The 12,950-nt window shown below is 68.4% G+C and carries 18 protein-coding genes; 16 read left to right on the top strand and 2 right to left on the bottom strand.

Translation table 11 applies throughout. The features are described from left to right. Window positions 1–203: 203 nt before the first annotated feature. The 11 genes from AC4EEO_RS01835 (at window position 204) to AC4EEO_RS01785 (ending at window position 5,874) form a co-directional block, all read left to right on the top strand. The gene (locus AC4EEO_RS01835) at window positions 204–401 is read left to right on the top strand and encodes a hypothetical protein (protein ID WP_018761008.1); all 198 of its coding nucleotides are present in this window, start codon (window positions 204–206) and stop codon (window positions 399–401) included. A 194-nt stretch (window positions 402–595) separates the two neighbouring features. Next, window positions 596–1,075 (top strand): Asp23/Gls24 family envelope stress response protein, encoded by a 480-nt coding sequence (locus AC4EEO_RS01830; RefSeq protein WP_491339742.1) that lies wholly within the window; start codon window positions 596–598, stop codon window positions 1,073–1,075. Then, complete coding sequence (locus AC4EEO_RS01825; RefSeq protein WP_133831746.1) at window positions 1,072–1,263, top strand: DUF2273 domain-containing protein; 192 nt, start codon at window positions 1,072–1,074, stop codon at window positions 1,261–1,263. Before AC4EEO_RS01830 ends, AC4EEO_RS01825 begins: the two co-directional genes overlap by 4 nt. After that, window positions 1,260–1,631 (top strand): hypothetical protein, encoded by a 372-nt coding sequence (locus AC4EEO_RS01820; RefSeq protein WP_133831747.1) that lies wholly within the window; start codon window positions 1,260–1,262, stop codon window positions 1,629–1,631. Before AC4EEO_RS01825 ends, AC4EEO_RS01820 begins: the two co-directional genes overlap by 4 nt. Next, on the top strand, window positions 1,628–2,209 hold the full coding sequence (locus tag AC4EEO_RS01815; RefSeq protein WP_133831748.1) for an Asp23/Gls24 family envelope stress response protein: 582 nt from the start codon (window positions 1,628–1,630) through the stop codon (window positions 2,207–2,209). Before AC4EEO_RS01820 ends, AC4EEO_RS01815 begins: the two co-directional genes overlap by 4 nt. Then, window positions 2,206–2,826, top strand: coding sequence for a hypothetical protein (locus AC4EEO_RS01810; protein WP_491339741.1), 621 nt, complete (start codon window positions 2,206–2,208; stop codon window positions 2,824–2,826). Before AC4EEO_RS01815 ends, AC4EEO_RS01810 begins: the two co-directional genes overlap by 4 nt. 34 nt (window positions 2,827–2,860) lie before the next feature. Then, window positions 2,861–3,091 carry a CsbD family protein gene (locus AC4EEO_RS01805; RefSeq protein WP_018761002.1) on the top strand — a complete coding sequence of 77 codons (231 nt, stop codon included), beginning with the start codon at window positions 2,861–2,863 and terminating at the stop codon, window positions 3,089–3,091. Between the two features lie 114 nt (window positions 3,092–3,205). Continuing rightward, entirely contained in the window at window positions 3,206–3,772 is a 567-nt protein-coding gene (locus tag AC4EEO_RS01800; protein ID WP_018761001.1) for an RNA polymerase sigma factor, read from the top strand. Window positions 3,773–3,774: 2 nt separating this feature from the next. Beyond that, entirely contained in the window at window positions 3,775–4,350 is a 576-nt protein-coding gene (locus AC4EEO_RS01795; RefSeq protein WP_240617783.1) for an anti-sigma factor, read from the top strand. Next, a complete protein-coding gene (locus AC4EEO_RS01790) occupies window positions 4,347–4,691 on the top strand; it encodes a hypothetical protein (protein WP_109045706.1) in 345 nt (114 codons plus the stop codon). The genes AC4EEO_RS01795 and AC4EEO_RS01790 overlap by 4 nt, the downstream gene beginning before the upstream one ends. 145 nt (window positions 4,692–4,836) lie before the next feature. Then, the gene (locus tag AC4EEO_RS01785; protein ID WP_491339740.1) at window positions 4,837–5,874 is read left to right on the top strand and encodes a nitronate monooxygenase; all 1,038 of its coding nucleotides are present in this window, start codon (window positions 4,837–4,839) and stop codon (window positions 5,872–5,874) included. A gap of 89 nt (window positions 5,875–5,963) precedes the next feature. On the opposite strand, the gene AC4EEO_RS01780 is transcribed toward AC4EEO_RS01785, so the two are convergent. Both AC4EEO_RS01780 and AC4EEO_RS01775 read right to left on the bottom strand, forming a co-directional pair. After that, a complete protein-coding gene (locus AC4EEO_RS01780; protein ID WP_018760997.1) occupies window positions 5,964–7,004 on the bottom strand; it encodes an NAD(P)-dependent alcohol dehydrogenase in 1,041 nt (346 codons plus the stop codon). A gap of 149 nt (window positions 7,005–7,153) precedes the next feature. Next, the gene (locus AC4EEO_RS01775; RefSeq protein ID WP_491339739.1) at window positions 7,154–8,167 is read right to left on the bottom strand and encodes a zinc-dependent alcohol dehydrogenase family protein; all 1,014 of its coding nucleotides are present in this window, start codon (window positions 8,165–8,167) and stop codon (window positions 7,154–7,156) included. A 140-nt stretch (window positions 8,168–8,307) separates the two neighbouring features. On the opposite strand from AC4EEO_RS01775, the gene AC4EEO_RS01770 reads away from it, so the two are divergent. The 5 genes from AC4EEO_RS01770 (at window position 8,308) to AC4EEO_RS01750 (ending at window position 12,942) form a co-directional block, all read left to right on the top strand. Beyond that, window positions 8,308–9,201 carry a helix-turn-helix transcriptional regulator gene (locus AC4EEO_RS01770; protein WP_133831754.1) on the top strand — a complete coding sequence of 298 codons (894 nt, stop codon included), beginning with the start codon at window positions 8,308–8,310 and terminating at the stop codon, window positions 9,199–9,201. Window positions 9,202–9,263: 62 nt separating this feature from the next. Next, window positions 9,264–9,911 (top strand): hypothetical protein, encoded by a 648-nt coding sequence (locus tag AC4EEO_RS01765; RefSeq protein ID WP_491339738.1) that lies wholly within the window; start codon window positions 9,264–9,266, stop codon window positions 9,909–9,911. Window positions 9,912–10,229: 318 nt separating this feature from the next. After that, window positions 10,230–11,345 (top strand): ABC transporter substrate-binding protein, encoded by a 1,116-nt coding sequence (locus AC4EEO_RS01760; protein WP_491339737.1) that lies wholly within the window; start codon window positions 10,230–10,232, stop codon window positions 11,343–11,345. Continuing rightward, on the top strand, window positions 11,342–12,196 hold the full coding sequence (locus AC4EEO_RS01755; protein ID WP_491339736.1) for an ABC transporter permease: 855 nt from the start codon (window positions 11,342–11,344) through the stop codon (window positions 12,194–12,196). Before AC4EEO_RS01760 ends, AC4EEO_RS01755 begins: the two co-directional genes overlap by 4 nt. Then, entirely contained in the window at window positions 12,172–12,942 is a 771-nt protein-coding gene (locus tag AC4EEO_RS01750) for an ABC transporter ATP-binding protein (RefSeq protein WP_491339735.1), read from the top strand. Before AC4EEO_RS01755 ends, AC4EEO_RS01750 begins: the two co-directional genes overlap by 25 nt. Window positions 12,943–12,950: the final 8 nt, after the last annotated feature.

The raw sequence follows: 12,950 nt of genomic DNA, 5'->3' as shown, positions 1-12,950 counted from the left end.
ACACCCGCAATAAAGCGCTTTTTGGTTTCGAGCGCCGTTCCGGCCTGGGCACTATGGATATGGAGGGCGGGCAAGCTCCCGCTCCGAAATCCTGGTGACGCAACGAGGCCCACCGGTGAGCGCAGGCCACCGATCCCCGAAGCGTGGACAGGCCACTCCAGCGGCCCGAAAGGGGCCGCACTGACGAAGGAAAGTACTGAACAATGACGTTTAACGCTGCCAAATCCGTGACGCTGAAGATCTGGGACCGGGCGTCTTTCCACGAGACCCTCGACTCCGCGGTAACAGACCTTTCCGCCCGGCACAACACCACCACCTGCCGCATCGCCGTCACGTGCAGCGGCCCCAACACCTTCACGCTGAGCGTTCGAGGCGACGAAGCGGCCCTGGCGGCCGTCTAAGCAGCGCCCCACGGGGAGCGGACGACGACGGGACCTCCCGTCGTGGTCCACTCCCCTTTTTCACGCCCCCAGTCAGGTGTGACAGGGGTCACTCAAAAAACTGCGTGACGTTTTCCGCCCTGGCCCCGTCCTTACTTGTGAAGGCGCACAACGCGCCCTTGGAACCCTTTCCAGAGCAAACAAGGAGTGACGCAATGACTACCCAGGCGCAGAACCCCGCAGCAGTCCAGCAGAAGAAGGCAGCCACCGCACCCGGCCATGGACTGTCCCCCGCCAATGGCGCGGACGGCCGCGGACGCACCACGGTGGCCGACGGCGTAGTGGCAAAAATCGCCGGCATCGCCATCCAGGAGATTGACGGCGTGTACGCGCTGGGCGGTGGGGCAGCCCGCGCCATTGGCACCCTCCGCGAGAAGGTGGGCCAGAAGGACCTCACCCAGGGTGTCAGCGTGGAGGTCGGCCAGACCCAGGTGGCCGTGGATGTCACCCTGGTGGTCGAGTACCCGCACCCCCTGCAGCAGGTGGCGGACCGGGCCCGCGATGCCGTCTACACGGCAGTGGAAGACCTGGTGGGCATGGAAGTCACCGAGGTCAACATCACCATCACCGATGTCCACGTCCCGTCCGAGGGCGATGACGCGGACGACGCCGAGCGCGAACCGAGGGTCGCATGACCCCCGTCGTCGCCGGCACGGCCGCAGGGGCCGTGCTGGCTCTGGCCGCCCTCGCCTTCGGCTTCTGGGGCTTCCTGCTGACGGCCATCTTCATGGCCATCGGCGCGGTCCTGGGCCGGGCGGCCGAGGGGCAACTGGACCTCGGCGCCGTGCTGGACGCCCTGCGCGGCCGGCGCTCGTCGTCGTGACCCGCCGGGGCCATACCCGGATCGCCCCGGCTGCCCTGCGGCACACCTTGGAAGCCGTGGCAGCCGGCGCGTACGGCGTCCCGCGGGATGACGTTTCCGCCGCCCTCCGGGACGATGCCGGAAAACTCGGGGTCGATCTCCAGATGCGGCTCCCTGTTCCCCCGCTCCTGGCCGCGGCCCCGGCGGGAAGGGAGCAACACTCCACCTTCGAGCAGGCAAACATTGCCCGGCTGAGGATCGCCTTCGCCGGGCGGCGGATCACCGGGATGGACATTGGCCGGATCAACATCCGGCTCACCGCGGCCCCACGGGCGGCCAAAGCAGCCCGCACGGACCGGGCACGGAAACAGGACGGGAGGCAGCCATGAACCAGGGCCGCATGCAAAAGCGGATGCTCCGGAGGGAGACGCACTCATCGCGCACCGGACTGTCCGTGGCCACGGCCGTGCTGCTGCTCGCCGGCTTCGTGTGGCTGGGGGCCGAGTGCGTCCTCGCACTCCTGGGCCGCGGTCCGCTCGTGGCCGGCCCCGATGCCATGGCGAATGCCATAAGGGACCTGCCACAGGCGGTGCAACCGGCCGGGCTGACAGCAGCCGGTACCGCGGCGGCGGTACTTGGGGCAGTGCTTCTCGTGGCTGCGCTCAAGGGCGGCCGCCGGGGCCGGCGGGCCATGCACAGCGAGCGCCTGGCGTTGGTGGTGGATGACGAAGCCATTGCCGCCGCCGTTTCACGCCAAGTGCGCCTGGCCGCCAACCTGGCGCCGGAGCAGGTGAGCACAACGGTGGGACGGCGCCGCGCGCACGTGTCGGTCCGGCCGACGTCGGGCCAGCCCCTTGACCGGGACGCGCTCACCGAAGCGGCAGCCCGGGAAGTCGCTTCCTGCCGGCTGGCCAGGAACCTGGCAGCGGATGTGGCCATTGCCGCGGAAGGGGCAGTAGGACGATGAACAACACGAACAGGGCAATGAACAGGACCTTCCTGGCCCTTGCCGGAGTGATCCTGATCGGCGCTGGAATCCTGGCGGCGGCCGCCGGGCTGAGCGCGGACGTACGCACGGGCTGGACCGCCGTTGCCGGCAGCGCCTTGACGGCGTGGCAGGCCCTCCGGGACACCGCGCCGTCGCCGGAACCGCTGGGCAGCTGGTGGTCCTTGGCCGTGCCAGCGGTACTGCTGCTGGCGGCGCTCACCACGATTCTCTGGCTGGCCCGCCAAGGCGGCGGCCGGACCAGGACGGCGGCGCGGGAAGACGACCCGGAACTGGGGGCTACCGCAGTGGAGGTCTCCTACCTGGCAGCCGCCGTGGAGGCGGCGCTGGAAGGCAACCGGTCCGTCGTCGGCAGTTCCCTGACCGCGTGGCGCCGGCGCGGCTCCAAAAACGCGGCGCGCACCTCCCTGCGCCTGACCCTCCAGGCACGCCGCGGCGCCTCGCCGCGGGAGGTGGCGGACGTGGCCGAGGAACTGGTCCGCAGCATTGATGCACTGCTGGGCCATCACACCGACATCCTGGTCCGAATAGGAACTGGAACCAGGACCAAACTGGCCCGGGCACTGCGCGCGGGCTAGCACGAAACCGAACACGACAGAAAGGCACACCATCATGGGACTCGACGACAAGCTCAACAACGCGGCAACCAACCACCTCGGCGCCGCCAAGGAAGGTGCCGGCAAGCTGACCGGCAACGAGGAGCTGGAACGTGAAGGCCAGCGGGACCAGGCGCAGGCGAAACTCCAGGAAGCGGGCGAGAAGGTCAAGGACGCAGCCAAGGGCATCGGCAGCAACCTCAAGGACGCTGCCGCCAAGGTCAAAGAAGGTTTCCGCAAAGACTAGCCAATCCCGGCGGCAGGCCCGCGGCACCGCCACGGCGGTCCGCGGACCTGCCTGCCGCGCGTCAGGCGTTCGCGCCGATAGTGAAAGCAGGGTTCGGTGACAGGTTCACCCTTGATGCGGGACCAGTTGGATCTGGTCCCCGATGCCATTTTGGTGGGCAGGGCGGCCGACGGCGACACGGCGGCCTTTGAAGCCCTCGCCCGGCGCTACGGCCCACACATGCGGGCCTCCGCGCGCAGGCTGACAGGTTCCTACGCGGACGCCGACGACGCTGTGCAGGAAGCGCTGGTCCAAGCGTGGAAGCAACTGGACACCCTGCGCGACCCGGCGGCCGTCAAAGGGTGGCTGCTGCGGCTGACCGGCAGCCGGAGCATCGATTTGCTGCGCCGCCGCAGGAACCACACCAGCCTGGCCGGCGGGGAGGACGACGCGCCGCCGGACACTGTCTCGCCCGGAGCCGGGCCCGAGACGACAGCGGTGGCCGGCGCCGGCATCGAATCGCTGAAGGCGGCCCTGGCCACCCTGCCCGAAGAGCAGCGGCGCTGCTGGATCCTGAAAGAGATCAACGGACAGAGCTACGAAGAAATTGCGCAAACCCTGAACATCAGCCCAGCCAGTGTCCGGGGGCGGCTTGCCCGTGCCAGGACTGCCTTGGTCCGCGAAATGGAGGATTGGCGATGAGCATGCCCCACGACACATTCGAGTGCGGCCACACACTTGAGGAACTCAGCATCTACCTGGACACGGGTGAATTCGCCGACCCGCACCACCTGGAATCCTGCCCGGAATGCCGCAACGGGCTCGACTCCCTCCGCCGGCTTTCCGCCGCCGGCAACGAGCTCTTTGCCAGCGACGTTGCCGCGGCCGGCAGTGGCACGGACGAGTGGATGAAGGACATCCTGGCGAACCTGGCCTTGGAACTGCGGCCCGGCAGGACCATCCCGCTGCGGTCCGACGACTCCGCCGACACGCTGTCCGAAACGGAAGGGGCCGTGCTTGCGCTGGTCCGGTCCGTGGCTGACAACCTGCCAGGGACAGTAGCCGGACGCGTAAAGCTCGACGGCGACGTCACCCTCCCCGGAGAGCCGGTGACGGTCCGTGTGGACCTCGCCGTGCTGTTCGGCCAGCACCTCATGGACAGTGCGGCATCGCTGCGGCAGGATCTGGCCGAGGCGTTGGCGAGGCACACGGAATTGACCATTGCGGCCATCGACATCACCATCACCGACGTCATCGACGCCCCCCGGGAGGAACAGTGACCACACCATTGAAGAACGTCGTCATGGCGGTCGACGGCGTCACGGAAGTTTTTCCCGCACGGAGCCTGTGGCAGCGCCTTCCGGCCCGGGCCGCGTCCGTACTGAACCCGCGGGCCGCGGAGCCGGAAAACGACGCCCTGGTGGACGTCCGTGACCAGGACGGCCGCACCGAGGTGACGGTGCGGGTAGGCGTCAGCGCGGAGGCCCGTACCCCGGATGTGGTCCGTGGTGTTGCCGCCGCGGTCCGCAAGCACTTTGCCCCGGCGGACGTTTCCGTGAAGGTCACGGTGGCGCGGATTGCGCCCGCAGGCCCGGTGACGGCAGGTAGCCACGACGCCTAGGGACGTTCCCCCGCACGCCCCGGCCCTGTCACGACCGGTCCATACCGGCGGGTCCTTACCGGCGGCTCCATCCCCGCCGCTTCGTGCCGGAGCAGGACCGGCGTAGCATTCGTCAGGTAGGCGCAGCCGGCCCGGGAGGCATGAGTTGAACAGCGAGCGGAAACCACGTCGGTTCAGTCCCAGGTCCCTGGAACTGCCCGTCATCCAGGCGCCCATGGCGGGCGGGCCGTCCACTCCGGAGCTGGCGGTTGCGGTCAGCGCCGGCGGCGGCCTGGGTTTCCTGGCCGCCGGGTATAAGACGGCGGACGCGATGCGCGCCGACATTGAAGCCGTCAGGGAACACACGGGCGCACCCTTCGGTGTCAACCTCTTTGTCCCCCAGCCCTCCGTCATCACTCCCGACGCCCTGCAGCGCTATGCCGCCTCGCTCGCCCCCGACGCCGAACGCTTCGGCGTCGAACTGGGGGATCCACGGCACGACGATGACGGCTGGGACAGGAAGCTCGAGGTCCTGCTGGACCTGGCACCGGCGGTGGTGTCCTTTACCTTCGATTTTCCGGGTGCAGACGTTGTGGATTCCCTGAAGAAACGCGGCGTGTACGTCATGGCCACGGTGACCGGCCGGGACGAGGCACTCCAGGCACTTACCCGGGGTGCGGATGCCCTCTGCGTCCAAGGGCCCGAGGCCGGCGGCCACCGCGGCACCTTCGACGCCGCCGGCGCCCCGCCGGACGTGCCCCTGCACGGGATCCTCGAGGAGCTGTCCGACCTCGACGTGCCCCTGGTCGCGGCCGGCGGGATCACCACTGCGGACGAAACGCGGGCCGCCCTCAGCATCGGTGCAGCAGCCGTCCAGGCCGGCACGGCTTTCCTCCGCGCCGACGAAGCCGGAACCAAACCGGCGCACCGGGCGGCACTGGCGTCCCCGGAGCATTTCACCACCACCGCCGTTACCCGTGCGTTTTCCGGCCGCAATGCCCGCGGGCTGTACAACGCGTTCATGCGCCGCCACGACGCCGATGCCCCCTACGGGTACCCGGAAATCCACCACCTCACCACTCCCCTGCGTGCCGCGGCTTCAGCCGCAGGGGATCCGGAAGGGCTGAACCTCTGGGCAGGCATCAACTACCGGACCACCACGGCGGGCCCGGCCGCGTCGATCCTGCGAAGCCTCGCGCCGTGAGGCCGGTCCGGCGTCGTCCTTCACCCACGGGTTAAGCACGACGGCGGGCCGGCCCCTTTCGGAGCCGGCCCGCCGCACGTGGTGGTGCTTTAGAGGGTGGCGGTATCGATCACGAACCGGTACCGGACATCCGAGGCGAGGACGCGCTCGTAGGCCTCGTTGATCTTCTCGGCCGGGATGACCTCGATCTCGGCGCCCAGGTGGTGCTCGGCGCAGAAGTTGAGCATCTCCTGGGTTTCTCGGATCCCGCCGATCATGGAACCGGCGAAGGAGCGGCGCCCGCCGATCAGTGCGAAGGCGTTGACGGGAAGCGGCTCGGCCGGGGCACCGACGTTCACCAGCGCGCCGTCCAGCTTCAGGAGGCCCAGGTAGGAGCTGATGTCGATCGAGGCACTGACCGTGTTGATGATCAGGTCGAAGGATCCGGCGAGCTCGGAGAAGGTGTTCTCGTCGCTGGTCGCGTAGTAGTGGTCGGCGCCCAGCTTCAGGCCGTCTTCCTGCTTCTTCAGCGACTGCGACAGGACGGTCACTTCGGCGCCCATGGCGTGGGCGAGCTTGACGGCCATGTGGCCCAGCCCGCCGAGGCCGACGACGGCAACGTTCTTGCCGGGGCCGGCACCCCAGTGGCGCAGGGGCGAGTAGGTGGTGATGCCTGCGCACAGCAGCGGCGCGGCAACGTCGAGGTCGATGCCCTCAGGGATGGTCACCACGAAGTCCTCGGTGACCACGACGTGGGTGGAGTAGCCGCCCTGGGTGATGGTGCCATCGCGGTCAACGGCGCCATAGGTGCCCACGTTGCCCTTGAGGCAGTACTGCTCCTCGCCCTTCTGGCAGTTGACGCACTCCTTGCAGGAGTTGACCATGCAGCCAACACCCACGCGGTCGCCCACGGCGTGCTTGGTGACGGCCGAGCCAACCTCGGTGACGATGCCGGCGATTTCGTGGCCGGGGACCAGCGGGTACTGCTGCGGGCCCCAGTCGCCGCGGACGGTGTGGATGTCCGAGTGGCAGATGCCGGCGAACTTGATTTCGATCATGACATCGTGCGGACCCACCTCGCGGCGTTCAATGGTGGTGGCCACCAGGTCCTCCGTTGCGGACGGGGATGCATAAGCCTTGACGGTAGTCATGGTTCTCCTCTGATCTGTTGGGGGATAACTCGATGCTACAAGGGCTTCCCTGGTGAAACCCTGTGTGTTGAGGCGGCCAGGGTGGCCCTGTTGTAACTGGTCTTGGGAGTCCTACCCTCGACGGCCTCCAGTCGGGGGCAGGACCGTGGTCACGGGCGCAGGAGCACCTTGATGGCCCGGCGTTCGTCCATGGCCTTGTACGCCTCCGCTGCCTGTTCCAGGGGAAGTTCAAGGTCAAACACCTTGCCGGGATTGATCTCGCCGCGGAGGATCAGGTCGATCAGCTCGGGCAGGTACTGCCTGACCGGGGCAGGGCCGCCGTGCAGGTGGACGTGCGAGTAGAAGAGGTCCCGGCCGGGCAGCGCCACATCATGGGAGACGCCCACGAACCCTACGTGGCCTCCGGCGCGGGTGGCGTGGATGGCCTGCAGCATCGATTCCTGGGTGCCCACGGCCTCCAGCACCGAATGCGCGCCAAGGCCGCCGGTGAGTTCCTTGATCTTTTTCACGCCTGCGTCACCACGTTCTTCGACAATGTCGGTGGCACCGAACTCGCGGGCCAGGGCCTGCCGGTCGGCATGCCTGGACATGGCGATGATCTTCCCGGCGCCCATCTGCTTGGCTGCCAGGATCCCCAAGAGCCCCACCGCGCCGTCGCCCACGACCGCTACAGTCTTGCCAGGGCCCACCTCGGCTGCCTTGGCGGCGAACCATCCGGTGCCCAGCACATCGGAGGCAGCAAGCAAGGATGGAATGTGTGCGTCGTCGGGCATTTCCGGGGTAGCCACCAGGGTGCCGTCCGCCAGCGGGACGCGCAGGTCGGCCTGGGCGCCGCCCACGCCCTGGCGGTGGACGCAGCCGCTTTGGTAGCCGGAACGGCAGATCTCACAGGTGTTGTCCGAGGCGAAGAAGGACCCCACGACGAATTGGCCCGGTTGGACGTTCTTCACGTCGGCGCCGATTTCTTCGACGATGCCCACGTACTCGTGGCCCATGGGCTGCGGCCGGGCCAGCTTGTCGGCGCCTCGGTAGGGCCACAAATCGGACCCGCACACGCAGGCGGCAACGAGCTTGATGACTGCGTCCGTGGGCCGCTGGACGGCTGGTTTGTCACGGTCCTCGACGCGGACGTCTCCGGGGGCGTGCATGATGGTTGCGCGCATGCTGGGTCCTCCAAATGGTGAACGGCTGAAAGCGGACAAGTACATCAAACCCGCAGCGCCGGCAGTTGGCGAGGGTCTTGCCGAAACTGGTTTTGGCAGACCCTCCTTACGGTTCGCGGAATCGTCGTAACGTGGTCCCTATGGATAACCGAGCCGAGGTACGGCAGTTCCTCTCCTCCCGCCGTGGACGCATCACCCCCGAGCAGGCAGGCATTGAACCGTACGGCGGCCGGCGCCGGGTCCCGGGGCTGCGGCGCGAGGAGGTAGCCCGGCTGGCGGGCGTCAGCGTGGACTATTACACCCGCCTGGAACGGGGCAACCTCAATGGCGTCTCGGACAGCGTCCTGGATGCCATTGCCGGCGCCCTGGAACTGGACCGGGCCGAGCACGACCACCTCTACGACCTGGCCCGGGCAGCCAACTCCTCGGGACGCAAGCGGGCTGCGGGCGCCGGCGGTTCGGCGTCCACGGCGGTGCGGCCGGAGCTGCAGTTCCTCCTGGACACCATCACGGGGGCACCGGCTTTTATTGGCAACAACCGTTTGGACATCGTGGCTGCCAACACCCTGGGCTATGCGCTCTATTCGGACATGTACCGCACTCCGTCGCGGCCGGCCAACCACTCGCGGTTCATCTTCCTGGACCCCCGAGCCCACAACTTCTACACGGACTGGGAGCGGGCAGCGAACACCAACGTGGCCATCCTCCGCCGCGAGGCCGGCCGCAATCCGCATGACAAGGGGATCGCGGAACTCATCGGCGAACTGTCCATGCGCAGCGACGAATTCCGCAGCCTGTGGGCCGCGCACAACGTCCGGCGCCACTACGCGGGCACCAAGTTCTTCCAGCACCCGGTGGTGGGGCTCCTTGAGCTGAACTACCAGGTCCTCGGGCTGGAGGAGGACCCCGGACATACCCTCACCGTGTATCCGGCCACCCCCGGCAGCCCCTCCGAGGAAGCCCTCAAGCTCCTTGCGTCCTGGGCGGTCACCGAGAATATTGCCGGCTTGGCCCAGGGCCGCGTGCGGGCCTGACATCGGGCCTGACACCGGGCCACCGTTCCATCCTCAGTCAACAGAAAGCCGGTGACCTGTCCGTGCGTGACCTAAGAGCGGATCCGTTCGTCATTGAGGGGCTTGAACGGCTCAGCCGTGAGGCCTTTGGTCCCGCCGGGTTTGCCCGCGGGACTGAGGAAGTGGTGCAAGTGCTGGTCCACCGGGGCTCCAGTACCCTGGGCCACGGCTGTGCCCGCACCGGCGGCAAACTTCGTGACCTTGTGGATGGCAAGGAAGAGTTCTCCTACGAGGCGCTGATCGTATGGCTGGACGAATACCGCAGCCGGGCCTACGAACCGGGTATCGGAACCTGGACCTCGGCGGAGGTCCATGTTTACCCTGACCGCCCCGGAGTGGTGGAGCTCTTTGATGAGGAACTTCTCAAGAAGACGGACGACGGCCGGTGGCACCCCGGCGCGGAACCGGCTGGTGCGTCCATCTGGGCACGCCAACTCCTGGCCTACCCCCGGACGGCGGACTGCATCCCTGACTGGATGTGGGCCATCTTCACTGCGGAAGGGGTAGACCCGCCGCTCTACAATCCGGAGTTCGGGGCGGTCGACTGGAACAACAGGCGCCGGCCGGTGGAACGTTGGGGGACGGATCCCGGTGCACGGCCGGCCGTCATCGACCCTGCGCTGGAACCGGGGTTCTTCCAGGGCCTCGGCAGGAAGCTTTTCCGCGCCTGACGACGGGCCTTCGCGGACGTCCAGTCACATTAACCTCCGTTGCGGTTCATGGCGCCGGGTTGCCTGCTTTGTCTCCAGGATGGCGCCATAAGTAGCGCCATTTCGCCGCGTTGAGCGTCCGTTGCGTGGTGCTGGCCAAGATCCCACAGGCCGTGTTTAGGTGTTTCCACGGCACCGGCCAAGCCGTACGCACCACCTGAGGCATCAGCGCAAAAACACGCACCCAGCGCCGTTCAGGCGCCACCAACCTCCCACGCCCACCCGGGCACCCATCCCGGGTGCCGTCGTCGTACCCGGAATCTTCCCGAAAGGAACACCATGTCCTTCCCAGCATCCCCGCCCCGCCCCGGCCCCGCTCGGACGTTTACCCGCCGCCGCGCCCTGGGCGCCCTCCTGGCCCTGCCTGCCGCGGGGCTGCTCTCAGCCTGCGGCGGTGCCGCCACCGCGGGCGGCGAACGCATCAGCCAGTCATCCCTTGGACCGCTGGCCGCCTCCGTCCCGGCCGGGACCACCATCACGGTGGGAGATCCCAGCATCAAAGTGGCCCTGGAACTGTCCGGCCTGATCAAGGACCTGGACGGCTTTACGGTGGAATTCGCCAACATCTCCGGCGGCCCGCAGACCACCGAGGCCTTCCGCGCCAACGCCCTGGACGTCGGGTCAGTGGCGGACATTCCGCCCATCCACGCCACCTGGACCGGGCTGGACGTCCGCATCATCGCCGCCGGCTACCGGCAGGACGCGGTGAACCACCCCATCTACGAGCTCGGTGTGGCGCCGGGAGCCGGCATCCGCAAGCTCGAGGAGCTGCGCGGGAAGAAAGTGGCCTACTCCCCGGGCCAGGCACAGGGCGCCCTGGTGCTGCGCATCCTGGACAAAGCCGGCCTCAAGCAGGAAGACGTCAAGCTCGTGGAGCTCCCCAGCACCGGGGACGCCTACGCCACGGCGCTGGCCAGCAAGCAGGTGGACGCGGCTCCGCTGGGCGGCGTCCAGATCAAGCGCTACCTGGCCAAGTACAAGGCCGACGGCGCCAGCACCCTCCGCCACGGGCTGCGCGATGATCCCAGCCTCCTCTACTCCCCCGCCAAAGTCCTGGTCGATCCCGCCAAGGCTGCCGCCCTTGCCGGCTACGCAAAGGTCTGGGGCAAGGCGCAGCGCTGGATCGAGGACCACCCGGCCGAGTGGCTGGAGGGCTACTACGTCAAGGACCAGGGCCTGTCCCGTGAGGATGGCCAGTACCTGATCGACGCCACCGGCAAACGCGACCTGCCCACCACGTGGACCGACGCGATCGCCCGGCACCAGGAAACCATCGACCTGCTGGCGCGCGAGCAGAAAAAGCCGCAGTTGACGGCGGCAGATCTTTACGACACCCGCTTCGAGGCCATCGCCGGCACGGCGTTCGCCTCCGCCGCCAAGGCTGGCGCGGCATGAGCGCGGTCCTGGACCGTCCCGTCGTCGCACCGCACCAGGACCCGGCGCAGGCTGGCCGGCCGGACGTGCGGCCCACAGGCAGGAGGCTCGGGCCCGGACGACGACGGCGGCTCGCCTGGGTGGGCCCGTCCGCTTTGCTGCTGCTGTGGACAGCTGCTTCCGCCACCGGGGCGCTGGACCCGCGCATCCTCTCCGAACCCTGGACCGTTGTGGCCACCGCCGGTGAGCTCATCGCCGACGGCCGGCTCCAGGAGAACCTGGCGATCTCCGCCCAGCGCGCCGGCCTGGGACTGTTCTTCGGCATCCTGGTGGGAGCGGTGCTGGCCATGCTGTCCGGGCTGAGCCGGATCGGTGAAGCACTCATCGACGGGCCGGTGCAGATCAAGCGCGCCATCCCCGGCCTGGCCCTGATCCCACTGCTCATCCTGTGGTTCGGCATCGACGAGACCATGAAGGTCCTCACCATCACCCTGGGCGTCTTTGTCCCCGTCTACCTGCAGACCCATGCCGGGCTGCGCGGCATCGACCTGCGGTTCGTCGAACTTGCCCAGACGGTGGGCCTGGGCCGGGCCGGCTTCATCCGCAAGGTGGTCCTCCCCGGAGCCCTGCCCGGTTTCTTCCTGGGCCTGCGCTTCGCGGTGACCGGCGCCTGGGTGTCCCTGGTGGTGGTGGAACAGATCAACGCCACCAGCGGGATCGGCTACATGATGGAGCTCGCCCGCACCTACGGCCAGACCAACATCATCATCCTGGGCCTTGCCGTCTACGGCATCCTTGGCCTCCTCTCCGACGGCATTGTCCGTTTCATCGAACGAAAGGCCCTCTCATGGCAGCGCACCCTGGCGGGCTGACCGCCCTCGCCCCCTCCCCCGCCGGCACTAAGTCCGGCGCCGCTGTTTCAGTCCGCGGGCTCATCCGCAGCTTCGGTACCAAGAGTGTCCTGGACGGTGTGGACCTGGACATCGCGCCCGGCGAGTTCGTGGCCCTGCTCGGACCCAGCGGCTGCGGCAAGAGCACGCTGCTGCGCGCCCTCGCCGGGCTGGACCACGACGTCCGCGGCAGCGGCGTGATCAGCGTCCCGGACCGCGTCTCCGTGGTCTTCCAGGACTCCCGGCTGCTGCCGTGGGACAGCGTGCTGGGCAATGTCACCCTGGGCGTCCGGGAGCACGACGCCGGGGCCCGGGCCCGCAAGGCCCTCGCGGAAGTGGGGCTCGCCGGACGTGAAAAAGCATGGCCGCACCAACTCTCCGGCGGCGAACAGCAGCGTGTGGCGCTGGCCCGTTCACTGGTCCGCGAACCCCAGCTGCTGCTGGCCGACGAGCCGTTCGGCGCCCTGGACGCGCTGACCCGGATCAGGATGCACGGACTGCTCCAGGACCTGGTGGCAGCACATCTTCCCGCCGTCCTGCTGGTCACGCACGACGTGGACGAGGCCATTGCGCTTGCTGACCGGATCGTGGTCCTGGACCATGGCCGGATCGCCACGGTCCGGCCCGTGCCGGAACCCATCCGCACCTCCGCAGACGCCGCCGGACACGAGGCCCTCCGCCGCGATCTCCTGGCCGCACTCGGCGTCGAAGCAACGGCGGGCCACTGACCCCGGTG

The organism is Pseudarthrobacter sp. MOO13 (assembly GCF_058267655.1).
The sequence above is the reverse complement of the archived record's forward strand: the minus strand, read 5'-3'. Positions and strand labels throughout refer to the sequence as shown.

Coding starts and splice junctions, on each gene's coding strand:
- AC4EEO_RS01835 (WP_018761008.1), top strand. CDS start 204: ATGACGTTTAACGCTGCCAAATCCGTGACGCTGAAGATCTGGGACCGG.
- AC4EEO_RS01830 (WP_491339742.1), top strand. CDS start 596: ATGACTACCCAGGCGCAGAACCCCGCAGCAGTCCAGCAGAAGAAGGCA.
- AC4EEO_RS01825 (WP_133831746.1), top strand. CDS start 1,072: ATGACCCCCGTCGTCGCCGGCACGGCCGCAGGGGCCGTGCTGGCTCTG.
- AC4EEO_RS01815 (WP_133831748.1), top strand. CDS start 1,628: ATGAACCAGGGCCGCATGCAAAAGCGGATGCTCCGGAGGGAGACGCAC.
- AC4EEO_RS01810 (WP_491339741.1), top strand. CDS start 2,206: ATGAACAACACGAACAGGGCAATGAACAGGACCTTCCTGGCCCTTGCC.
- AC4EEO_RS01805 (WP_018761002.1), top strand. CDS start 2,861: ATGGGACTCGACGACAAGCTCAACAACGCGGCAACCAACCACCTCGGC.
- AC4EEO_RS01800 (WP_018761001.1), top strand. CDS start 3,206: ATGCGGGACCAGTTGGATCTGGTCCCCGATGCCATTTTGGTGGGCAGG.
- AC4EEO_RS01795 (WP_240617783.1), top strand. CDS start 3,775: ATGCCCCACGACACATTCGAGTGCGGCCACACACTTGAGGAACTCAGC.
- AC4EEO_RS01780 (WP_018760997.1), bottom strand. CDS start 7,004: ATGACTACCGTCAAGGCTTATGCATCCCCGTCCGCAACGGAGGACCTG.
- AC4EEO_RS01775 (WP_491339739.1), bottom strand. CDS start 8,167: ATGCGCGCAACCATCATGCACGCCCCCGGAGACGTCCGCGTCGAGGAC.
- AC4EEO_RS01770 (WP_133831754.1), top strand. CDS start 8,308: ATGGATAACCGAGCCGAGGTACGGCAGTTCCTCTCCTCCCGCCGTGGA.
- AC4EEO_RS01760 (WP_491339737.1), top strand. CDS start 10,230: ATGTCCTTCCCAGCATCCCCGCCCCGCCCCGGCCCCGCTCGGACGTTT.
- AC4EEO_RS01755 (WP_491339736.1), top strand. CDS start 11,342: ATGAGCGCGGTCCTGGACCGTCCCGTCGTCGCACCGCACCAGGACCCG.
- AC4EEO_RS01750 (WP_491339735.1), top strand. CDS start 12,172: ATGGCAGCGCACCCTGGCGGGCTGACCGCCCTCGCCCCCTCCCCCGCC.